At 73.7% G+C, this 21,279-nt stretch carries 21 protein-coding genes; 10 read left to right on the top strand and 11 right to left on the bottom strand.

Annotated features, from left to right (window positions below; all coding sequences use genetic code 11):
* Positions 1-18: 18 nt before the first annotated feature.
* The gene (locus tag ACWAT2_RS08225) at positions 19-243 is read right to left on the bottom strand and encodes a PspC domain-containing protein (protein ID WP_402374722.1); all 225 of its coding nucleotides are present in this window, start codon (positions 241-243) and stop codon (positions 19-21) included.
* Positions 244-393: 150 nt separating this feature from the next.
* Entirely contained in the window at positions 394-966 is a 573-nt protein-coding gene (locus ACWAT2_RS08220) for a DUF421 domain-containing protein (RefSeq protein ID WP_402374720.1), read from the bottom strand.
* Positions 967-1,092: 126 nt separating this feature from the next.
* Between ACWAT2_RS08220 and ACWAT2_RS08215 the strand changes: the two genes are divergently transcribed.
* The 3 genes from ACWAT2_RS08215 to ACWAT2_RS08205 all read left to right on the top strand — a co-directional run bounded on the left by ACWAT2_RS08215 (position 1,093) and on the right by ACWAT2_RS08205 (position 3,382).
* On the top strand, positions 1,093-1,878 hold the full coding sequence (locus ACWAT2_RS08215) for a hypothetical protein (RefSeq protein ID WP_402374718.1): 786 nt from the start codon (positions 1,093-1,095) through the stop codon (positions 1,876-1,878).
* Between the two features lie 275 nt (positions 1,879-2,153).
* Positions 2,154-2,981, top strand: coding sequence for a hypothetical protein (locus ACWAT2_RS08210; protein WP_402374716.1), 828 nt, complete (start codon positions 2,154-2,156; stop codon positions 2,979-2,981).
* Entirely contained in the window at positions 2,978-3,382 is a 405-nt protein-coding gene (locus ACWAT2_RS08205) for a GntR family transcriptional regulator (protein ID WP_402374714.1), read from the top strand. The genes ACWAT2_RS08210 and ACWAT2_RS08205 overlap by 4 nt, the downstream gene beginning before the upstream one ends.
* 72 nt (positions 3,383-3,454) lie before the next feature.
* On the opposite strand, the gene hrpA is transcribed toward ACWAT2_RS08205, so the two are convergent.
* Both hrpA and ACWAT2_RS08195 read right to left on the bottom strand, forming a co-directional pair.
* On the bottom strand, positions 3,455-8,086 hold the full coding sequence (hrpA, locus tag ACWAT2_RS08200; protein WP_402374712.1) for an ATP-dependent RNA helicase HrpA: 4,632 nt from the start codon (positions 8,084-8,086) through the stop codon (positions 3,455-3,457).
* Positions 8,087-8,115: 29 nt separating this feature from the next.
* The gene (locus tag ACWAT2_RS08195) at positions 8,116-8,727 is read right to left on the bottom strand and encodes a TetR/AcrR family transcriptional regulator (protein WP_402374710.1); all 612 of its coding nucleotides are present in this window, start codon (positions 8,725-8,727) and stop codon (positions 8,116-8,118) included.
* A gap of 83 nt (positions 8,728-8,810) precedes the next feature.
* Between ACWAT2_RS08195 and ACWAT2_RS08190 the strand changes: the two genes are divergently transcribed.
* A complete protein-coding gene (locus ACWAT2_RS08190; RefSeq protein ID WP_402374708.1) occupies positions 8,811-9,680 on the top strand; it encodes a DMT family transporter in 870 nt (289 codons plus the stop codon).
* On the opposite strand, the gene ACWAT2_RS08185 is transcribed toward ACWAT2_RS08190, so the two are convergent.
* On the bottom strand, positions 9,605-10,618 hold the full coding sequence (locus ACWAT2_RS08185) for a helix-turn-helix transcriptional regulator (protein WP_402374706.1): 1,014 nt from the start codon (positions 10,616-10,618) through the stop codon (positions 9,605-9,607). The two genes, ACWAT2_RS08190 and ACWAT2_RS08185, sit on opposite strands and share 76 nt — an antisense overlap.
* A 117-nt stretch (positions 10,619-10,735) precedes the next feature.
* Between ACWAT2_RS08185 and ACWAT2_RS08180 the strand changes: the two genes are divergently transcribed.
* A complete protein-coding gene (locus ACWAT2_RS08180; protein WP_402374704.1) occupies positions 10,736-11,860 on the top strand; it encodes an epoxide hydrolase family protein in 1,125 nt (374 codons plus the stop codon).
* Positions 11,861-11,864: 4 nt separating this feature from the next.
* Here ACWAT2_RS08180 and ACWAT2_RS08175 read toward each other — a convergent pair whose 3' ends face one another.
* Positions 11,865-12,305 (bottom strand): DUF4190 domain-containing protein, encoded by a 441-nt coding sequence (locus ACWAT2_RS08175; RefSeq protein WP_402374702.1) that lies wholly within the window; start codon positions 12,303-12,305, stop codon positions 11,865-11,867.
* A gap of 78 nt (positions 12,306-12,383) precedes the next feature.
* Between ACWAT2_RS08175 and ACWAT2_RS08170 the strand changes: the two genes are divergently transcribed.
* The 3 genes from ACWAT2_RS08170 to ACWAT2_RS08160 are packed head-to-tail and all read left to right on the top strand — an operon-like array spanning position 12,384 to position 14,040.
* Positions 12,384-13,256, top strand: coding sequence for a siderophore-interacting protein (locus ACWAT2_RS08170; RefSeq protein ID WP_402374700.1), 873 nt, complete (start codon positions 12,384-12,386; stop codon positions 13,254-13,256).
* Positions 13,257-13,303: 47 nt separating this feature from the next.
* Positions 13,304-13,624 (top strand): FitA-like ribbon-helix-helix domain-containing protein, encoded by a 321-nt coding sequence (locus ACWAT2_RS08165; RefSeq protein ID WP_402374698.1) that lies wholly within the window; start codon positions 13,304-13,306, stop codon positions 13,622-13,624.
* Positions 13,621-14,040, top strand: coding sequence for a type II toxin-antitoxin system VapC family toxin (locus ACWAT2_RS08160; RefSeq protein WP_402374696.1), 420 nt, complete (start codon positions 13,621-13,623; stop codon positions 14,038-14,040). The genes ACWAT2_RS08165 and ACWAT2_RS08160 overlap by 4 nt, the downstream gene beginning before the upstream one ends.
* A gap of 13 nt (positions 14,041-14,053) precedes the next feature.
* Here the strand turns inward: ACWAT2_RS08160 and ACWAT2_RS08155 are convergent, their stop codons facing one another.
* Positions 14,054-14,824: a class I SAM-dependent methyltransferase gene (locus ACWAT2_RS08155; RefSeq protein WP_402374694.1), complete on the bottom strand. Its 771-nt coding sequence runs from the start codon at positions 14,822-14,824 to the stop codon at positions 14,054-14,056.
* Positions 14,825-14,948: 124 nt separating this feature from the next.
* Here ACWAT2_RS08155 and ACWAT2_RS08150 point away from each other — a divergent pair, with 124 nt between their 5' ends.
* Positions 14,949-16,310, top strand: coding sequence for a M20 family metallopeptidase (locus tag ACWAT2_RS08150; protein ID WP_402374692.1), 1,362 nt, complete (start codon positions 14,949-14,951; stop codon positions 16,308-16,310).
* A gap of 76 nt (positions 16,311-16,386) precedes the next feature.
* Here the strand turns inward: ACWAT2_RS08150 and ACWAT2_RS08145 are convergent, their stop codons facing one another.
* Positions 16,387-16,803, bottom strand: a complete 417-nt coding sequence (locus tag ACWAT2_RS08145; RefSeq protein WP_402374690.1) for an Hsp20/alpha crystallin family protein — start codon at positions 16,801-16,803, stop codon at positions 16,387-16,389.
* A gap of 120 nt (positions 16,804-16,923) precedes the next feature.
* Here ACWAT2_RS08145 and ACWAT2_RS08140 point away from each other — a divergent pair, with 120 nt between their 5' ends.
* Positions 16,924-18,210 (top strand): amidohydrolase, encoded by a 1,287-nt coding sequence (locus ACWAT2_RS08140; protein WP_402374688.1) that lies wholly within the window; start codon positions 16,924-16,926, stop codon positions 18,208-18,210.
* Between the two features lie 4 nt (positions 18,211-18,214).
* Here the strand turns inward: ACWAT2_RS08140 and ACWAT2_RS08135 are convergent, their stop codons facing one another.
* From ACWAT2_RS08135 to ACWAT2_RS08125, 3 genes are all read right to left on the bottom strand, one after another.
* Positions 18,215-18,682 carry a hypothetical protein gene (locus ACWAT2_RS08135; RefSeq protein ID WP_402374686.1) on the bottom strand — a complete coding sequence of 156 codons (468 nt, stop codon included), beginning with the start codon at positions 18,680-18,682 and terminating at the stop codon, positions 18,215-18,217.
* A 74-nt stretch (positions 18,683-18,756) separates the two neighbouring features.
* A complete protein-coding gene (locus ACWAT2_RS08130; RefSeq protein ID WP_402374684.1) occupies positions 18,757-20,364 on the bottom strand; it encodes a 5-oxoprolinase subunit B/C family protein in 1,608 nt (535 codons plus the stop codon).
* A complete protein-coding gene (locus ACWAT2_RS08125) occupies positions 20,361-21,152 on the bottom strand; it encodes a LamB/YcsF family protein (RefSeq protein ID WP_402374682.1) in 792 nt (263 codons plus the stop codon). Before ACWAT2_RS08125 ends, ACWAT2_RS08130 begins: the two co-directional genes overlap by 4 nt.
* Positions 21,153-21,279 lie beyond the last annotated feature (127 nt).

Below are 21,279 nucleotides of genomic sequence, written 5' to 3'. Positions count from 1 at the left end.
TCGCCGAGGTAGTGGTGGTCAGGCCCCGTAGACCTTGCGCTCGTCCGGCATGAGGATCCAGAACACGATGTACGCCAGGACCTGCGGGCCGGGGATGAGGATGGACAGCGCCGTCAGGAGCCGGACGAGGCCGCGGCTCCAGCCGAAGTAGTCGGCGATGCCGGCGCACACGCCGCCGAACACGCGGCCGTTGCCCGGCCGGTAGAGCTTGCGGGGCTGCTGGATCGTCTGAGGGTTGCTCATGCTTCCACGCTAGGCACGACGGCGGTACCTCGGTATCCGGTGACCCCCGGATTCGACCCCGGGTCACCCTGAGGCGCGCCGATCAGATCGTCAGTTCGTGTTCAGGCCGGCAGTCCGGACTGCCGGCCTGAACACGAACTGACGACGAGATCACGCGTCCCCGGCTCGGGACGCCAGCAGGTGCTGCGGGACGAGCTCCGCACCGACTGCGCCGTCGAGCAGCTCCGCATCGACGGGGGTTCCGCGGCGGAGCACACTGATCGCGCCCGTGGGTTCGAGCAGGGCGACCGCGACGTCGTCGTACCGGTGGACGCCGGCGAGGCGCAGCCGGGAGGCGAGCTCGCTCGAGGCGACGTGGGCGCGCCGCAGCTGCTGGGCGAGGACCTGTCCGTCGGCCATGAGCACGATGGGGGCGGTCGTGATCGCCCGGGCGCCGAGCGGCCGCACGATCAGCGCCCCCGCGACCGACTGCAGCACGATGAGGGTCAGGAGGGCGACGAGCCCGCCACCCAGCACCGCCGCGTCCCCGAGCGCCGCACGTCCCAGGATCGCGCCGAACGCGATGACCGCCACCAGGTCGTAGTTCGACATCGCCCCGAGCATCCGCTGCCCGATCACGCGGACCAGGATCATCAGCGCGACGTACATCCCGGTCGTCGCGAGGACGACGGCGAGCGCCTCCGTCGGCGTGAGCCAGAGCAGGTCGCGGAGCGTGTCGAGCATCGAGGTGTCTCCTGGGCTCGGGTGCGGGGCAACCCGAGGATCTCATCACGCGCTCACCGGGGGAGCGGCGTCCGACGGCGGTACCCGGGCGTGCAAGACGGCTGCGGCCGAGCACACAGTCAGGGCATGAGGAGCGGAGTGCGCACGCGTGGTCTCGTCGCCGCGGCCGCGACGGCGGCGCTCGCGGCCGGGTGCGGGGCAGGCGGCGAGCTGTCGTCGCCGCGGGTGACCGGCGGGCCGGCGGAAGGCCCTGCCGAGGAGCTCACCTGCAACGGCGAACCGATTCCGTACGACGTCGTCGAGTCGTCGATCGAGGATCTCCCGGCGGCGGAAGACCTGGGCGTCGAGAACCGAGCCGCCTTGGACGGCGCTGAGGTCCCGCCGATCGACCCCTCCGAGTGGGCGATCGTCACGGAGTCCCCGGAGCGTGTCGCACTGCTGCGAGAGCTGGACGTGCCAGAGGATCTCGGCGGCGGCGACGTCCCCACCCACGAGCTCCTCGCGATCGACCATGCCGGCGAGGCCGCGGACCCGGAGTGGGTCCTGCGCTCCGCCGGCACCTGCGCGCTCAGCCTCGGTCCGCGGGAGCTGATCGAGTCCTTCGGCGCGGCGGGCATCGCGCTGGACCCGGACCATCCGGCCGGTGCCGCGGCGACCGAGATCCACCTGCTCGTGACCGAGCGCGCGTGCAACAGCGGCGAGGATGCGGAGGGCCGGGTCGTTCTGGCTGAGCTGACCGAGTCCAGCGACGTGGTGGACCTGGTCGTCGGCGTCGCCCCGCGGGGCGGCAACCACACGTGCCCGTCCAACCCGGCGACGCCGTTCGTCGTCGAGCTGGACGCGCCGCTGGGCGACCGGGTGGTCCGTGACGGGGCGGTCGTGCCGCCGCGCGAGCTGGTGCCCGCCGGCTAGGTCGTGAGTTTGGCACGTGCAGATCCGTTCGGCAGCTGAAGCGCCCGATCCGGGCCGGAGCTGCCGACCGGCCTCGCGTCATCATGCTCGACCTCCGTCACCTCCTTGACATTCCACTGCGATTCAATGAACATTGATTGCAGTCAATGATCTCAAGGCGGAGGCGAACGATGGTTCTCGACGAAGCGATAAGGGCGGGCGCCCTGGGGGCGTGCGTGGCGGTGCCGGCCGTCCTGGTTTGGCGGGAGTTGCGCGGACTCGCACGGCTCGCTTCGATGGCTGCTCGCCGGGCCGCCAGGCGCGCGACGCTGACCAGCGGGATCGCCGGCGTGCTCCTGCTCCTCGTGAACGCTTTCGTCGTCCTGTATCCCCACCACCTGTTCCAGATGGGCCTCGGCGGGCCCCAGATCTCCGGGACCCCCCTTGCGTCGCTCCTGATCTTCCTCGCTGTCTACGCCGTCGGCGAGCTGACCTGGCCCCGACCGGAGGGCGGACGTCGCGAGGCCCGGCTCACGGCGCGCACGCCCGCGCGCGTCGCGCCCCCGTTGGCGCGACGACTCGTCTGGGGCTGGCTCGGCGCGCTCGCTGTCGTGACAGTTGTCTTCGGGCTGATGGCCAGCGGGCCTCGTCACATCGCGAGGGTCTTCGGTGACGACAAGGCCTTCACCGTCCGGATCTTCCCGGGGTGGGAGTGGGCCGGCCCGGTGCTCGCGGCCGGGATCCTCGTCGTGGCTTGCACCGAGCTCGTGCTGCGTCTCGTCGCTGTGCGCCCTGCCGCGTCCGGCGTGGACCCGGGATGGGACCTGTGGCTCCGTCGCCGGACGACCCGCCGTGCACTGGGTGGGGTGCAGCTCGTCATCGGCCTCACCGTGGCAGGCCTGGTGGTGATCGGCGGCCGGTCGTTGCTCTGGCTGGGGAACGTCGGCCCCATGGGGGTCGGGCCTCGTCCGGAGGTGAGCGAGGGATACATCATCGCGGGCGGCGCCGGGATTCTGCTCGGGCTGTCGTTGGCCGTCGCCGCAGTGGCGGCAGCCTGCTGGCCCTCTCGTGACCCGGCCCCGGACGTGCTTGTCGGAGCGGAGCGCGCAGGGGTCCCCTCATGAGCGTCGCCGTCCGTATCGACGTCGACTCGTCGACGCCGCACTACGAACAGCTCCGCTCCCAGCTAGCTGCGCTCATCGCCGCAGGTGCGCTCGCCGACGGGGAGCGGTTGCCGACCGTCCGTGCGCTCGCGAACGACCTCGGCATCGCCGCCGCCACGGTGTCACGCACCTACCGGGATCTGGAGGGCGCTGGGCTGGTCAGCACCCGGCGACGAGTGGGCACGGTGGTGACGTCCCCTGGCCCGACACTCGAACGCGCCGCCGTCGCGGAGGCGGCGGAACGGTTCGTCACCCTTGCACGCGACCACCAGTTCAGCGACCAGGAGATCCGGGACGTCGTCGCGGCGACATTGATAGGAAGTGCGGGCAGTTCCCGTGCGGATCGGATCGGTAGTTCGTGACCAGATCGGCAGTGCCGAATGCCGATCTGGTCACGAACTACCGATCCGATCCGAGCCTGCCGATCGACCGGATCACCAACCGCCGGGGTTCAGTATCTTGCGGATCCGCTTTTCGGAGACCGCCCCGTCGGTGCCGAGCTGCTGCGCGAACAGCGACACGCGCAGCTCCTCGAGCAGCCAGCGCACCTCGGCGAGCTCGGCCGCCCGCGCCGAGTCGGCCGCACCGGCGGCGTACGCGGCCCGCGCTCGCTCGTACGCCTCGGTGACGTCGTGCACCTTCCACGCGAGCTCGGCGTCCCGGTGGGGGTTCGACTGCGCCTTCTCCAGGCGGTACGACGCCGCCCGCAGGTAGCGCACCAGGTGCGGCACGCGCCGTGGTGGCGTCGCGGACACGAACCCGTCGTGGACCAGGCCCGCCACGTGGTCGCGGATGTCCTGCAGCGTGTTCAGCAGGGCGAGGGACGACGACGCCCGCACCTCGCCCTCGACGGTCCGCCACGCGCTGAGCGCAGCCACCACATGGCCGACGATCCGGTGCACCTCGTCCTCCAGGTGCTGCCGTACGAAGGCGACAGCCTCCTTGTACGACTCCGCATCCCGGATCTGTACAGCAATCGGTCCGCCGGTCGGCGTCCCCGGTGCCTTCACGTCGTCCGCACTGGTCAGCGCCACCACGGCGGCGAGCTGGAGGTCGGCGACCAGCGCCTCCGTGTTCCGGTACGGTGCCGCCGCGAGCGTCAGCGACTGCTTCGACGACCACCGCGAGGTCACGCGCGCCGTCGCCAGCCCGGTCTCGGTGAGCAGCAGCCGCCGCACGCCACGTTCGTGCGCGGCGTCCTGCGCCGCCGCGTCGGCCAGCACCCGCAGCGCCACCGAGGGAGCACCCTTGCGGTCGCGCTCCTCGACCAGCGCGGGATACCCCCGCACGACGACGCCGCCCCCCACGTCGGTCGACACCACCCGAGGCAACCCCCCACCAGCCAAACCACCAGGCCAGGTCAACAGCTCCGTCTCCTCCGCCACCACTGCCTGTCTGGTGGCGGCGCGACCGCCGGATCCGGGCCGACCAGCGGCGGCGGACCCATCGCCGTCGGACCCGGAGGTTGGTGTGCCGCCGTCAAGCCGTAGCGGAGGGCCCCCTGGGGCCCGTGAGCGAGGCGGCACACCAACCTCCGGGTCCGACGGCCCAGACCCAGAAGCAGCCCGCGCCGCCTCCTGAAGTGCGACCCCCACAGCCCCCTTGACAGCCGCCCGCACCGCCGCCTCGGCCTGCGGCGCCAGCCGCTTCTGCAGCGACAGCAGGTCCTTCGACTCGTCGAGCGGCACCGGCTCGTGGGACGTCGCAGCCCGGCCGGACCGCTTTCCACGGCCCTTGCCGGGCTTCCGCCGTCGGGCATCGTCGGAGCCCGAACCGGACGCGCCCGAGGCGTCCTCGACGCGGAACGTCATCCGCAGGTGCGCGGGCAGACGCTCGACGCGCTCGGCGTCCCACACGTCGTCGGGGATCACGACGTCGCGCAGCTCGCGCACGGCGCGCGAGAACTCGACGTGGAACGGCGACGCCATGTCACCCGCCCGCGTCATGTCCGACCACTCGGGCGTGTTCTCCCGCAGCCAGTGCGCGACGGCGGCCCCGACGTCGGGCGCGGGCACCAGCTCGCGCCGCACGGCCTTGGGCAGAGAGCGGATGGTGGCGACGCAGAGCTCGTCGAGCAGGCCGGGGACCATCCAGTCGAACCCGTCGGGGACCACGCGGTTGAGGATCGACAGCGGGACGTGGACGGTGACGCCGTCGGCGGCGCTGCCGGGCTGGAACTGGTAGGTCAGCGGCAGCGTGAGGTCGCCCTGCGTCCACGTCTCGGGGAACTCGGTGGTGTCCACGGCGGCGGCGTCGACGAGCTGGTCGAGCGTGAAGGTCAGCAGGTCGGGGTCGTCGTGCCGGGCTTTCTTCCACCAGGAGTCGAAGTGGCGGGCGCTGACCACGGACGCCGGGACGCGCTCGTCGTAGAACGCGAACAGGTCGTCCTCGCTCGCGACGAGCCCGCGCTGGCGGGAGCGGGCCTCGAGCTCCTCGGCCTCGGCGAGCAGGCGCCGGTTCTCGGCGAAGAACCGGTGGTGGGTGGTCCACGCGCCCTCGACGAGGGCGTGCCGGATGAACAGGTCTCGGGCACCCACCGGATCGATCTTCCCGAACAGCACCTTGCGGTCCGCGACGATGGGGACGCCGTAGAGCAGCACCTTCTCGGTCGCCATCGCGGCGCCCTGCTTGGTGGACCAGTGCGGGTCGGAGTAGGTGCGCCGGGCGAGGTCGCCGGCGAGCTCCTCGGCCCACTCGGGCTGGATGCGGGCGACGTCGCGCGCCCACAACCGGGAGGTCTCGACGAGCTCACCCGCCATGATCCACGCCGGCGGCTTCTTGCTCAGCGGCGAGCCGGGGAAGATGGCGAACCGTGCCCCGCGTGCGCCGAGGTACTCGTTGCGGGCGCGCTTGGCGGCCTGCCGCAGCGCCCGGGCGCGGGCCTCGCCGCGCAGGTGCGCCACGGAGGACGCCTTGACCTCGCTGGTCTCCTGCATGCCGATCTGGGAGAGCAGTCCGGCGAGCAGTGACCGGTGCACGGTGTCCCCGTCCCAGGCGTGCCGCCAGTCGTCGGGGTTCTCCGGGTCGGCGGGCTGCGCCGCCCGGGCGGGGCGCGACAGGTCGATGCCGAGCGGACCGGACATCTGCCGGAGCTGCGCGACGACGTCCTGCCACTCGCGCACCCGCAGGAAGTTGATGTACTCGGCCCGGCACATGCGCCGGAACGCCGAGGACCCCATGGCGCGCTGCTGGGTGCGCAGGTACTCCCACAGGTTCAGGTACGTGAGGAAGTCCGACGTCGGGTCGGTGAACCGGGCGTGCATCTGGTCGGCCTGCGCCCGCGACTCGGCGGGCCGCTCGCGCGGGTCCTGGATGGACAACGCCGCGGCGATGATCGCGACCTCGCGGGCGACGCCGTGCTTGGCGCCCTCGATGATCATACGGGCGAGCCGCGGGTCCATGGGGAGCTGCGCCAGGGTGCGGCCGACGTCGGTGAGCCGGGTCTCGCCGCCCTGCACGCTGAGCGCGCCGAGCTCGGTGAGCAGCTGGACGCCGTCGCGCACGGCCCGCGTGTCCGGAGGCTCGACGAACGGGAACCTCGCGACGTCGTCGGGCGTGGTGACGACGCCGACGGAGATCATCTGCAGCAGCACCGACGCGAGCGAGGTCCGCAGGATCTCGGGCTCGGTGAACTCGGGCCGGCTCTCGAAGTCGGCCTGCGCGTAGAGGCGGATCGCGACGCCGTCGGCCACGCGCCCGGAGCGCCCGGAGCGCTGGTTCGCGGAGGCCTGCGAGATGGGCTCGATCGGCAGGCGCTGCACCTTGGTCGCCTTGGAGTAGCGCGAGATACGGGCGGTGCCGGGGTCGACGACGTAGTGGATGCCGGGCACGGTCAGGGACGTCTCGGCGACGTTGGTGGACAGCACGATCCGCCGCGACGAGTGCTGCTGGAACACGCGGTGCTGCTCGGCGGCGGACAGGCGAGAGTACAGCGGCAGGATCTCGACGTGCTGCGGGTGCTTGGGGTCGCGGACGCGTTCCTTGAGGTGGCCTTCGAGGGCGTCGGCGGCGTCGTGGATCTCGCGCTCGCCGGAGAGGAACACGAGGATGTCGCCGGGACCCTCGCGCATCAGCTCGTCGCAGGCCTCGACGATGCCGGTGACGAGGTCCTTCTCCTCGCCCTTCTTCTTCGCGGGCGCGTCCGGGTCGGTGTCCGGGGAGAGCGGCCGGTACCGGATCTCGACGGGGTAGGTCCGCCCGGTGACCTCGACGACGGGGGCATGGTCCGGCAGGACGCCGACGACGGCGTCGGGCGCCCCGCCGCCACGCGCCAGGGAAGCAGGCGAGAAGTGCGCCGCGAACCGCTCCGAGTCGATCGTCGCGGAGGTGATGATCAGCTTGAGGTCGGGGCGGCGCGGCAGCAGCCGGGACAGGTAGCCGAGCAGGAAGTCGATGTTGAGCGACCGCTCGTGCGCCTCGTCGATGATGATCGTGTCGTAGGCGAGCAGCTCCGGGTCACGCTGGATCTGCGCGAGCAGGATGCCGTCCGTCATCACCTTGACCAGCGTCTCCGCGCTGGAGGTGTCGGTGAACCGCACCTGGTAGCCGACGACGCCGCCGAGCTCGGTGCCCAGCTCCTCCGCGACGCGTTCGGCGACGGACCGCGCGGCGATGCGCCGCGGCTGCGTGTGCCCGATCTGACCCTTCCGGCCGCGTCCGAGCTCGAGCAGGATCTTGGGCAGCTGCGTCGTCTTGCCGGAGCCGGTCTCGCCCGCGACCACCACGACCTGGTGGGTCTCGATCGCGGCGGCGATGTCCTCGCGCCGCGCGGAGACGGGGAGCTGCTCGGGGTACGTGATCTCGGGGACGACGACGGCGGCACGCGCCGCGGCTGCCCGTTCGAGCTGGTCGCGGCTCACCCGGGCCGGTCCGCGGCCGTTCTGGCGACCACCCGTGGGGCCGGACTTCCGTGCCCCGCGGCCGCGCCGCCGTCGTCCACCGTCCTTGCCGGTGTGCTGGCGGCGCTGCTGCCCGGCCTGCGTCCCGCCGTCGTGTCGGTCCCGGCGGTCGCCGCGCGAGCCGCCGTCGTCGGCGGACTGCGGGGCGGGGGACGGCTCAGTGCTCACGACCCCTCATTCTGGCAGCCCTCGCAAGCTCATTGGATGGTGGGCGCGGATGCTGCCAGGAGTGCCTCCACCGTGGCGCGCGCCTCGGCGAGCGCGTCGGGGCGGCCTCCGGCGGTGGCGATGACGAGCGCCCCCTCGTAGAGCAGGTGGACGGCGGCGCCGGTCGCGTGGCGCGTGGTGGGGTGGGCCCCGGCGGCGAGGGAGACGAAGAGCTGTCGCATCCAGTCCTTCTCGCGGCGGATGACGTCGCGGGTCGCCTGGTCGTCGGCGCCCACCTCGGCGTAGGCGTTGACGAAGGCGCAGCCGCGGTCCTGCCCGGCGTGCCACTCCTCGAGCGCGTCGAAGACGGCGAGCAGCCGGGACCGGGCGTCGGTCCGCTCGGCGACGAGCTCGAGGACCCGGTGCTGCCAGCGGGCGCCGCGGCGGGTGAGGTACTGCGCGACGAGGCGGTCCTTGGAGCCGAAGCGGTCGTAGAGGGTCTTCTTCGTGGTGCCGGCCTCGAGGGCGACGAGGTCGACGCCGACGGCGCGGATCCCGCGCGTGTAGAAGAGCGTGCTGGCGGCGTCGAGCAGGCTGTGGCCGGCGGGCGTGAGCTCGGGCTCGGCGAAGACGGGGGTGGGGGTGTCGGTCGAGGTCGTCATGCGGCGCTCCTCGGCGGGGCAGAAGAGGGTACTGCGAGTATACAGACCGGTATGGTTACCTCGCCACCATGGGACGAGACACCATGGGACGAGACACCATCGCGGCGCTCGGGCTGATCGTGTTCTGGAGCTCCGGGTTCGTCGGCGCTGAGCTGGGGACGAGGGACGCCTCACCCGTGACCCTGCTCGCCTGGCGGTACCTCGTCGCGTGCGCGCTGGTCCTCGTGCTCGTCGCCGTGCTCCGCGGGCGACGCGCGCGGTGGGGGCGCGTGACGACCGGGCGCGCACGCCACGCCGTCGTCGTCGGCCTGCTGACCCAGGCCGGATACCTCGGGGGGATCGTCGGCGGCGTCGCGCTGGGCGTGCCCGCCGGGACCGCGGCGCTCGTCGCCGCGCTGCAGCCCTTGGTCGTCGCGGCGCTGGCGCGCGCGGCATGGGGCGAGCGGACGACGGCGGGCCAGCGGTTCGGCCTGGTGCTCGGCCTGGCCGGTGTCCTGCTGGTCGTGCTCGGTGATCTCGGTCAGGGGTCGGCGCCGTGGTGGGTGTACCTGCTGCCGCTCGGCGGGATGCTGTCCCTGTCGGTGGGCACGGCCCTGGAGCGGCGGGCACCCGGCGACGGTGACCTGCTCGGGGACCTGGCGGTCCACACGCTCGCGGCGGGTGCGGCCCTCGTCGCGCTGGCCGTCCTGACGGGTCGGATCGCACCGCCCGCCGCCCCGCAGTTCTGGGTGGCGGTGGGGTGGGTCGTGGTGCTGTCGACGGTCGGCGGGTACGGGTGCTACTTCCTGGTGCTGCGGCGGCGCGGACCGCAGACCGTGAGCGCCCTGCTGTACCTCACGCCGCCGGTCACGGCGCTGTGGGCCGGGCTGCAGCTCGGTCAGGTGCCGGGGCTGCTCGCCCTCCCCGGGGCGCTGCTCTGCGCGGTGGCCGTCTGGCTGGTGGCCCGGGAATAGCGCCCGGCCAGCACGCACAGGTGCTCGACCAGGCCCGGCGGCTCCGTGACGTGGAAGTCGTAGCCGAGCATGCCGATCCACACGGCGACCGTCTCGACGCTGTCGCCGCCCGTCACCAGCACCGACCGTCCGTCGGGCAGCGGCTCCACGGTCCCCACGGCGGGGTTGATCCGCGCGAGCACCTGCTCGGCGCCGGCGTCCACGACGATGCGGGCGTGCACCGCCCAGCCGGTCCGCGCGACCTCCCGGACCACGAACTCCGTGAGGTCGCCGGGGAAGGGCGCCGGGCTGAAACGCCGCCCTCCCGGCGTGCGCAGCTTCAGCCAGTCGACGCGGTACGGCGCCCAGGTCCCCCCGGCCGCGTCGCGCCCCACGAGGAACCAGCGACGCTGCCAGGCGACCAGGTGATAGGGCTCGATCTCGACCGGCTCGCCCCGGTAGAAGCACCGCAGCCCCTGGCGGTCGCGGACGGCCGCCGCGACGTCGCGGAGCACGCCGGGGTCGATCTCCGGGTCGTCGACGTCGGAGTCCGTGTTCTCGGGCCCGGCGGTGCTCGCGGCGCGGAGCGCCGCGAGCTGCCGGCGCAGCCGGTCGGGCATGACCTGCTCGAGCTTGGCCAGCGCCGACGCTCCCGGCTCTTCCAGGCCGGCGGTGCCGCTCGCGGTCCGGAGGCCGACGGCGACCGCGACGGCCTCGTCGTCGTCGAGGAGCAGAGGTGGCAGGCGGGCGCCCGCACCGAGCCGGTAGCGCCCTCCGGGCCCACGCACCGCGTCGACCGGGTAACCGAGCTCGCGCAGGCGTGCGACGTCGTTCCGGAGGGTGCGGCCGGTGACCTCCAGGCGGGTGGCGAGCTCGGGTCCGGTCCAGTCCGCGCGGGACTGCAGCAGGCCGAGCAGCGTCAGCAGGCGTGCGGACCTGTCGCTCGCGGTGGTGGTCATCCCGCCCCCAGAAAAAGTCGTGGAGTCCAGAATAGAGGAACGGAACGTTCCTGAACTCTTCCTAGTGTCGGAGACACGCAGCGGGCAGCCGCCCGCCGGACACCAAGGAGAGTCACCATGCACCGCACCGAGCTCGCGACCCGCCCCTTTACCGTCGAGGTCCCGCAGGCCGACCTGGACGACCTGCACCAGCGCCTCGAGCGGACCCGCTTCGCCCCGGCCGCCCCCGGCGACTCCTGGGAGTACGGCACCCCGGAGTCCTACCTGCGCGACATGGTCGAGCGCTGGAAGAACTTCGACTGGCGCGCCGTCGAGGCCCGCCTGAACGCCTACCCCGCGTTCGTCACCGAGATCGACGGGCAGCCGGTCCACTACCTGCACGTGCGCTCGGCGCACGACGACGCCACGCCGCTGCTCCTCGCGCACACGTACCCCGGCTCCGTGCTCGACTTTCTCGACATGATCGAGCCGCTGGTCGACCCGGTCGCCCACGGCGGACGCCCCGAGGACGCCTTCGACCTGGTGATCCCGTCGATGCCCGGCTTCGGCTTCTCGATGCCGCTGGTCGGCGAGGGCTGGACCATGGCCCGGGTCGCCCGCACCTACGACACCCTGATGCGCGGGCTGGGCCACGAGTCCTACGGCATCCACGGCAGCGACGGCGGTGCGATGGTCGCGCGCGAGCTCGCCGTCCTCGACCCGGAGGGCTTTCGCGGCGCGCACGTGCTGCACCTGTTCTCGTTCCCGTCCGGTGCGCCGGGGGAGATGGACGACTTCGGCGAGAAGGAGTATGCGGCGCTGGCCCACGCGCAGTGGTTCCAGTCGGTGGGTGGCTACAACGCGATGAACGCGTCGCGCCCGCAGACCGTCGCGGCCGGACTCGCGGACTCGCCCGTCGCGACGCTGGCGTACTCCGAGCTCTTCGAGAGCTTCGGCAACGGCACGTCGCTGGTGCGCCCGGAGCAGGTGCTCGCCCAGGCCACGCTCTACTGGTTCACGAACACCTACGCGACCGCCGCGCGGTACCACTACGCGGAGCAGCGCAGCGGCGCGGAGCTCGTCGTCGCCGCCGGTCGTCTCGGCGTCGCGGTGTTCGCGGACGACTTCCGGACGATCCGCAGCCTCGCCGAGCGCGACAACTCACGCATCGAGCACTGGTCCGAGTTCCCGCGCGGCGGGCACTTCGCCGCGATGGAGGTGCCCGGCGACGTCGTCGCCGACCTGCGGGTGTTCTTCGCCTGAGCGATCAGTAGTAGCTGCTCGACGCCACGCCCATCGCGCCGAAGAAGAACACGAAGAACCCGATGTACGCGATGACCGCCAGCACGCCGAGCGACGTGAAGATGATCGACAGCCACAGGCCCCACTTGCCCAGCGCGTTGTCGTAGCCGACCTTCTTCGACTCCGACAGGGCCATGGCCGAGACCACGATCCCGGCGGGGGCGAGGACAAACGCCAGCACGAACCCGATGATCCCCATGGTCTTGCCGGGCGGGTCCGGCGCGTAGACCGGCGCGTAGCCGGGCTGGCCGTACGGGGTCTGCCCGTAGCCGGGCTGCTGCCCGTACCCCTGCCCGTACGCGGGCGGCGTCGGGTCGGCCTGCGGAGCGCCGCTGTGCGACTTCCCGGGGTCGCCCGAGGAGTCGGGGGTCGAGTACGGCTGCGGCGGCTGGTACGGATCGGTCATGAGGCCATCCTCCCGGACGCGAGCGCCGCGCACCAGCGCCGCCTTCACCAGGATGCGTATCCGTGATGAGATCGATGCGTGCTCTCGCGACCTCGAACCTCGCTCGACCTGATCCCGCGTCGCGTCCGCGTGCACGCCGTCCGGCAGCTCGCCGGGTCGATGGTGCGCACCACCCTCCGGGACGCCGACGCCGACGCCGACGCCGACGCCGACGGCGCGGACCCGGCCGCGCCGTCGTCCCTGGCTGCGCTGCGGGCGGCCGGGCCGGAGGACCATGTGAAGGTCTTCCTGCCCGACCCGGCCACCGGTGAGCTGCACCCACCGACCGTCGCCGCGGACGGCGGGATCCAGCGACCGACGGGCGTCGTCTCGATCTCGCGCGAGCTCACGGTGCGTGCGTGGCGCACCGTGGACGGCGTCGCCGAGGTGGATCTCGACTGGGTGCTGCACGGCGGTGGCGGGCCGGCGTCGGCCTGGGCGTCGCGCGCCGCCGTCGGCGACGAGGTGGTGCTCGTCGGCCCGAGCGTGAGCGCCGGCGTCCCCGAGGGCGTGGAACGACTGACCGTCGTCGTCGACGAGACCGGCCTGCCCGCCGCGGCCCGCTGGGTGGAGGCCGTCGGGCCGGACGTCCGCGTGACGGCGATCGTGGAGATCGGCGACGACGTCGACGAGTCGTTCGTGGAGTCCGAGCTGGGCCACGCGGACGTCGAGATCCTCTACCGCACCGACGGCCCCGGTCAGCTCGCCGAGGCCGTGCGCTCCCTCGGCGGCCTGGACGACGGCGAGCTCCTCGTCGCGCTCGGCGAGGCGGGCGAGCTGGTGCCCGTGCGCCGCTACCTGCGGCGCGAGGCCGGTGCCCGTCCGGACCAGCTCGCGATCGCCGGCTACTGGCGGCGTGGCACCGTGAACCTGGACCCCGCCGAGCCGCTGGACCCGAGCGACCCGGACTGAGTCGCCTTCCGGCAGGGTGCTAGCATTCTGCTGTCAGGGAGGTAGTGATGTCGATGACGATCACCGTGCGAGGGCTCGACGACGAGCTGCACCGGCAGATCAAGGAGCGTGCGCGCAGGCACCATCGCTCGATGGAGGCCGAGGTGCGCGCGATCCTCGCGGGCGCGGTGACGGCACCTGCGCTCGACGTCCGCTGGGGCGAGGCGCCGGAGGACGGCCCGCCTCGCGACGCGCCGGCCGGCGGCGACTGGATCGACCGCGCGCGCTCTGCCCTCCACGAGGTCTGGGCGGATCCGGCGTGGGATGACGACTGGCTTCCGGAGCGTCCCGAGGCGCCGTCCCGGCCGGCCGTGGAGCTCGAGGGGTGACCTACCTCCTCGACACGAACGTTCTCTCGGAGCTGACGCGTCGGGCGCCCGATCCCGCCGTCCTGCGGTGGCTGAGGTCGCACGACGACGTGTGGACGACGTCCGTGGTGGTGGGCGAGCTGCTCTTCGGCGTGGCCCGGCTACCTTCCGGACGCCGGCGAGAGGCGCTCCACGCGGTGGTGCTGGCGATCCTCTCGGAGAGGTTCCGCGACCGGGTGCTGCCGTTCGGCGAGCCCGCTGCCGTCGAGTACGCCGTGGTGCGGAGCCGTCAGGAGCGCGCCGGGCGACCGGCCGGTGACCTCGACGCGATGATCGCCGCCGTGGCCAGGGCGCACGGGGCCGCGGTCGTGACGCGCAACGTCCGGCACTTCGCCCACAGCGGCATCGAGGTCGTCGACCCGTGGAGTCGGGCCTGAGTCCGCGGCGTCGTCACCGGTGGGCCTGCACGAGGATCACGGAGTCGCCGAGCAGCGGCATGCGCTCCACCGTGCGCGCGTCGGCCAGGCCGGCTGCCGTGAGCAGCCGTTCGATGCCCCCGTCGGCGTTGTCGGCGTCGTGGGTGCGGCTGCCCGGGCCGTGACCCGGCTGGTGGCGGTGACCACGCCCGGGCCCGTGGTCGTGCTGCCCGTGGTGCGTGCCGCCGTCGTCCCCGTGCCCGGGTGATCCCTCGGACGCGTGCTCGTGCGCGCTCGCGTGGTCGCCGGCGAAGTCCGCGATCGTCACCCGCCCGCCGGGACGCAGCACCCGGGCGATCTCCCCGGCGAGGCGCTCCTTCTCCTCGGCCGGCACGTGGTGCAGCGCCAGGGAGGAGACCACGTGGTCCTGGCTCGCGTCCGGCACGGGCAGGCGGTGCGCGAACCCGCGAACCAGCGTGACCTCGCCACGCCGACGACGGCGGAGCTTGCGGGCCGCACGGCGCAGCGACTCGCCGTCGGGGTCCAGCCCGGTGACCACGGCGTCCGGCGCGGCGCGCAGCACCTCCCGGGAGAGGTTGCCGGTGCCGCAGCCGACGTCGAGCACCCGCTGGCCGGGCCTGATCCGTGCGAGCTCGACCGTCCGGCGGTAGAGGCGTCCGAGGCCGCGGAGGCGGGCGGTGAGGTCGTACCAGGGCACCAGCCAGCTGCGGGACATGGCGGGCAGGAACTCGTGGTCGGACTCGTCCGGGCGGACGTCGTCGAGCATGCGGACCTGGCTGGGCATGGGGCCTCCCTGGCGGTGCGGACCGTTCCATGGTCCCCCCGGGGGCCGCCCGGTGAAAGCCGCGTTGCCGGACCGGCAAACGGGTTCCCGGACTCCCCGGTGGGAGGGTCCGTACGATGACGGCATGCCTGTGGATGGACCGCTCCCGCCCAGCACCGCGTACCTCGACCACGTCGTCGACGAGACCGAGGCACGTCGGCGCGTCGCCCTCGCGGCGCAGGCCGCGCAGCCCGTGTCCGAGGACGACGGCGGAGCACCGGCCGTGCTGCGGGCGGCGGTGGAGACGGCGGTCACCTCGCTCCGGCCGGAGCTGGTCCAGGTGGTGCAGTCGTTGCACGCCCACCCGGAGACTGCGTTCGCCGAGCACCGCAGCGCGCGGCTGCTCGTGGACCTGCTCGCGCAGCACGGCGTCGAGGCGGAGCTCGGCGTGCACGGCGTGGACACGGCGTTCCGGGCCGAGCTGACAGGCCCCGACCCGGCCGACGGGCCGACGATCGCGATCTGCGCCGAGTACGACGCGCTGCCCGTGATCGGCCACGCCTGCGGCCACAACGTCATCGCGGCCGCAGGGGTGGGCGCGTTCCTCGCGCTGCAGCCGGTGCTGGCGGGCGAGGGGGCGCCGTCGGGCCGCGTGGTGCTGCTCGGTACGCCCGCCGAGGAGGGGCACAGCGGCAAGGAGGTCATGGCGCGCGCCGGGGCGTTCGACGACGTCGACGCCGCGATCATGGTGCACCCGTACGGCGTCGACGTCGCGGACCAGGTGTGGCTGGGGCGGCGGCTGCTGACCTGGACCTTCACCGGCCGGGCGGCGCACGCCTCGGCGCAGCCGTTCATGGGTCGCAACGCCCTGGACGCGGCGACCCTGGCCTACCAGGGCATCGGTCTGCTGCGGCAGCAGATGCCGCCGTCGGACCGGGTCCACGCCACCATCGTGGAGGGTGGCACCCGGCCGAGCATCATCACCGAGCGTGCGGTGATGCACCTCTACGCGCGCTCGAAGTACCCGGACACGCTGCGTGACCTGTCGCGCCGACTGGACGACGTCGCCCGCGGTGCCGCGCTCATCACCGGCACCGAGGTGCAGATCGACTGGGACGACGGCGCGCACCCGTCGTTGCCGGTGCGGACCAACCAGGCGCTCACCCGGCGGTGGGTGGCGGCGCAGGAGGCGCGAGGGCGGGACGTGCTGCCGGGCGGGGTGGTGTCCGAGACGCTGGCGGCGTCGACGGACTTCGGCAACGTCAGCTTCCGGGTGCCGGGGATCCACCCGTTGATCCAGGTGTCCGAGCCTTCCGTGGCGCTGCACACGGAGGCGTTCGCCGCGGCGGCGGGCGGTCCGGACGCCGAGCGGGCCGCCGTCGACGGCGCCGCCGGGCTCGCGCAGACGGCGCTGGACTATCTGTGCGACGCGGGGCTGCGTGCGGCGGTGGATGCCGAGTTCGCGGCGGCCGGCGGTCCGATCGACGTGCCCGCCTACTTCGACTGACCACGCCGAACGTCACGGTCCGGACTGGTTTGACGCACCGAACCGGTCCGGACCGTGACATTTGCCCGACCTGGGGTCAGGCGGTGGTGACCTCGATGCGCTGCGGCGTCGTGCCCGCGAACACTCCGGCGACGGTGACCGTCAGGACACCGGCGTCGTAGGACGCGGTCACGGCCGTGCCGTCGACGGCCTTGCGCAGCGGGACGACACGACGGAACTCGCCGTAGCGGACCTCCGAGAACCGGCGGCCCTCGGCGTCCTCGTCACGGTGGTCCTTGCGCTCGCCGCGGACGACGAGCTGGCGTCCCTCGACCTCGACGGTGACGTCGTCGGCCGGGTCGATGCCCGGCAGGTCGAAGCGGGCGACGAGGTCCTCGCCCTGGCGGTAGACGTCCACCGGTGCGGTCTGGCGTTCGGCGGGTGCGAGCGGCAGACGGCGCGGGTCGCGGATCCGGACGTCGGCGAACGGGGGACGGTTCAGGGTGGCGATCATGATTCCTCCTCGGGTGGGTGGTGCTGAGGGGTGCAACTTGAGTCGTGCCGACTCAATTTCCGGATTCGCCCACGGCGTACGTGCGGCGACGGTCGCGGGTCGGCAGGGCAGGATGGCGGCATGAGCGCCCTCACCGCCGCGGAGCTCACCGCGGTCTACACCGACCTGCACGCGCATCCCGAGCTCGCGTTCGCCGAGCACCGCACGGCGGGCGTCGTCGCCGATCGCCTGCGCACGGCGGGCTTCGCGGTGCACGACCGCATCGGGGGTACCGGCGTCGTCGGCGTCCTGGCGAACGGCGACGGCCCCACGGTGCTGCTCCGCGCCGACATGGACGGCCTGCCCGTCGCGGAGCGCACCGACCTGCCCTACGCCTCGACGGACACCGCCACCCTGCCGGACGGGCGCGAGACGCCGACCATGCACGCCTGCGGGCACGACGTCCACGTGACGTGCCTCCTCGGCGCGGCAGCCCACCTGGCCGAGCGCCGCGAGGAGTGGTCGGGCACGCTCCAGGTGCTCTTCCAGCCGGCGGAGGAGGTCGGCGCCGGCGCACGAGCCATGGTCGACGACGGCCTGTACGCGCGGATCGGCACGCCCGACGTCGTACTTGGCCAGCACGTCATGCCGCTCCCGGTCGGGACGGTCAACCTCACGCCGGGCACCGCCATGGCCGCTGCCGACTCGATGCGGATCGTCCTGCACGGGCGCGGCGGGCACGGGTCCAGCCCGGAGGGCGCAGTCGACCCGGTCCTCATGGCGGCCGCGACGATCCAGCGGCTGCAGGGGATCGTGGCGCGCGAGGTCGGAGCGCGGGAGGCGGCGGTGGTGACGGTCGGTGCGGTCCGCGCCGGCACGCAGGCGAACATCATCCCGGACCGCGCGGAGCTGCTGGTCAACGTCCGCACGTTCGACGAGGCCGTGCGCGAGCGCGTGCTCGCCGCCATCCACCGCATCGTCGACGCCGAGGCGGTGGCGTCGGGCGCCCCGCAGCCGCCGGAGTACGAGCAGGTCTCGACGTTCGGCGCCACCGTGAACGACCCGGAGGCCGCCGGGCGCACCCGCTCCGCGCTCGAACGCTCGCTCGAGGCCCGCCGCGCGACGATCGAGTCCGCGGGCGGGCGGCCCGCCGTCGTGGAGCTGCCGCCGCTCGCGGGTTCGGAGGACGTCGGCGTCCTGGCGGCCGCAGCGGACGCCCCGCTCGTGTACTGGTTCCTGGGCGGCTTCGATGCCGCGCTGTTCGAGGGCTTCGACCCGTCGACGGCCAGCATGGGCAACCTGCCCGCGGAGGTCGCGCCGAACCACTCACCGTTCTTCGCGCCGGTGCCCGAGCCCACGCTGGAGCTCGGCGTGGGCCTCCTGGTCGCCGCGGCGCGGGAGTGGCTCGGCCGGCGGCGGCCGGCCTGAGGCCCTACTCGCCGGCGTTCTCCGTCTGGCCCCGCAGCGCGTTGATCTGCTCCTGCAGCTCGGTGAGGGCGGTGACGACCTCGGGGCTGGCGTCGGCGTTCGCGATCACGTAGCTCACCTCGGCGGAGGCGGCCTCGAGCGCGACCTGGGCGTCCGCGAGCGCCACGACGGCGCCGTCGGACGACTCCGCGGCCTTGTCGAGGGCGGAGCGGGCTTCGTCGGTGGCGGCCTGTGCAGAGTCGACGGCGTTCGTGACGTCCTCCCCGAGTGTGGTGAGCTCGGAGGTCTGGTCCGCGAGCTGCTGGAGGTCGGCGTCGAGGCTGTCGGCCTGGACCTGGGCATCGGCGATGTACCGCTCGACGTCGTGGGGGACGGAGCAGGCACCGAGGGTGAGGGTGACGGCGAGCAGTCCGGCCGCTGCGGCGCGGCCCGGTGCTCGACCGGTCGTCGTGCTGGTCGTCGTTGACGTCATGCCCCTATCCTGCCCGCGACCTTGCGCGATGTGTGTGGTTGTGGACAAAGAGTCCGTGGAGATCTTGCGCACACTCACGTCACACGGAAGCGCAGCCGGGCGCCGGGCGGCATCTGGCCGGCCACCCACAGGTCTGCCGTCGGCACCGCGGCCACGACGGGGTATCCCCCGGTGAGGGGGTGGTCGGAGAGGAACAGGACCGGCTGGCCGTCGGGCGGCACCTGCAGCGCTCCGGTGACGCAGCCCTCGCTGGGCAGCTCGGCGTGCGCGACGGCGGAGCGCCGGTCCAGCGGCGCCGCCCCGGCGAGCCGGAGCCCCACGCGGTTGGACCGCGCCGTGACCTCCCACTCCTGCTCGGTGAGCAGCCGCAGAGCCTCGGGGGTGAACCAGTCGTCGCGCGGGCCGAGCACCAGCGGCAGCGTCGCGACGTCGCCCGGTGCAGGCAGGGTGGCCGGGTCGGGCGCGCCCGTCGTGGTCAGGGCCACGGCGGCCGACGGCGGTGGCCCGGCGGGCAGCAGGGTGCCGGCGCGCACCGGGTCGGGGCCCAGCCCGGCGAGGACGTCGGTGGCACGTGAGCCCAGCACGGCCGGCACGTCGAGGCCGCCTCGCAGCGCCAGGTAGCTGCGCAGCCCGCGCGTCGGCGTCCCGATCGACAGCTCGTCGCCGTCGGCCAGCGCGAACGCCTGGCCGAGGCGGTGCGGGCGGGCGGGGCCTCCGCCGTCGGGCACCGTGCTGAGCGGGGTGGGAGCGCCGGTGACGGCGACCACGACGGGGCCGTGCGCCCGGAGCCGCAGGCCGCCGAGAGTCTCCAGGGCGGCGGCGTCGACGGGGTTGCCGACGGCGCGGTTCGCGGCGCGCAGGCTGCGGGGGTCGGCGGCTCCGGAGGTCGCGACGCCGAGGTCCGCCCGGCCGGGGCGGCCGAGGTCCTGCACGAGGGTCTGCACTCCCGGGTCGAGCACCTCCAGCGCGCCGCGTTCGGCACTTCCGGCTCCGTTCGGCAGTCCGGACTGCCGAACGGAGCCGGAAGTGCCGAACGGAGCCGAGACACCGCGCACCGACTCTCGCACCGCCACGAACCGCACGCGGTCGCCCGGGACCCAGAGCGCGGGCGGGTCCCGCCGTTCGTCCCAGGTGACGACGGCGGTGCGCCCGACGATCTGCCAGCCGCCCGGGCTCTCGCGCGGGTAGACGCCGGAGTACGGCCCGGCGAGGGCCACCGCTCCCGCCGGGACACGCGTGCGCGGGCTCGCCCGCCGCGGCACCACCAGCCCCGGGTCGTCGCCCACGAGGTAGCCGAACCCGGGCGCGAAGCCCACGAACCCCACCGTCCAGCGGGCGCCCGTGTGCCGGCGCACCACCTCGGCCACGCTCCACCCGTGGTGGGCCGCGACGCCGTCCAGGTCGGCGCCGTCGTACACCGTGGGCACCTCCACGAGACGTCCTGGCTGCTCCGTGCCCGACGACGGCACCTCGGCCCGCGCGCGCAGCTCGTCGGCGAGCGTCGTGGCGGGGAGGACCCGCGGGTCGAACGGCACCAGGACCGTCCGGGCCCCTGGCACCGGCTGCCCGACGCCGGGCACCGGGGCGCTCGACAGAGAGCGGTGCAAAGCGGTGGCGGCCGCCAGGTCGGCGACCTCCACGAGCAGCACGTCGTCCCGGGCGACCCGGACCCGCACGCTCACGTGCCCTCGACGAAGGATCGGAGTTGGACGCCGGCGCCGGCGAGCACCTCGCGCACCCGCTCGGCCATCATGACCGCACCCGGGGTGTCGCCGTGCACGCACACGGAGTCGGCCTGCACCAGGACGTCGGTGCCGTCCACGGCGGTGACGAGGCCGGACGCGACGAGCCGCAGCATGCGGGCGGCGACCTCCTCGGCGTCGTCGAGCACCGCGCCGGGCGTACCGCGGGGCACGAGGGTCCCGGCTGCGGTGTACGCGCGGTCGGCGAACGCCTCCGACATGGTCGCGAGCCCGGCGTCGGCCGCGGCGGCCAGGGCGACGCTGCCGGGCAGTCCGAGCACCACCAGGGCCGGGTCCACGGCGGCGACCGCCGCCGCGACGTCGACCGCGACCCGCTCGTCGGTGGCCGCCGTGTTGTACAGCGCACCGTGCGGCTTGACGTACCGCACCCGCGTGCCCTCGGCCGCGGCGACAGCCTGCAGCGCGCCGAGCTGGTAGACGACGTCGGCGCGCAGCTCGTCGCTGGGCACGTCCATCGACCGGCGACCGAACCCGGCACGGTCCCGGTAGGCGACGTGCGCGCCGATCGCGACCCCGTGGGTGACCGCTCCGCGGACCGTGCGGCGCATCGTCGCGGGGTCCCCGGCGTGGAACCCGCACGCCACGTTCGCGCTGGAGACGACGGCGAGCATGCGGGCGTCGTCCCGGACGGCGGACCGCTCGGACCGCTCACCGAGATCGCTGTTCAGGTCGATGCTCGGGGGCGTCGATGCGGAGGGCCTGCTCATGGGTCCAGTGTGCCCTCGGGCGGACCCGGCCGGCTCCGGGCGAACGGTGGTTGGGAGGACTGGCGGGACTCGTCGCGGTGCCGCACAGTGGTTCTTGGGGGACGTTGCCCGCAGCATCTGGTCACGT

The sequence above is a fragment of the Isoptericola sp. GX10416 genome, assembly GCF_056590155.1.
Note: the sequence above shows the minus strand (reverse complement) of the source record. Positions and strands in the feature narration are given on the sequence as shown.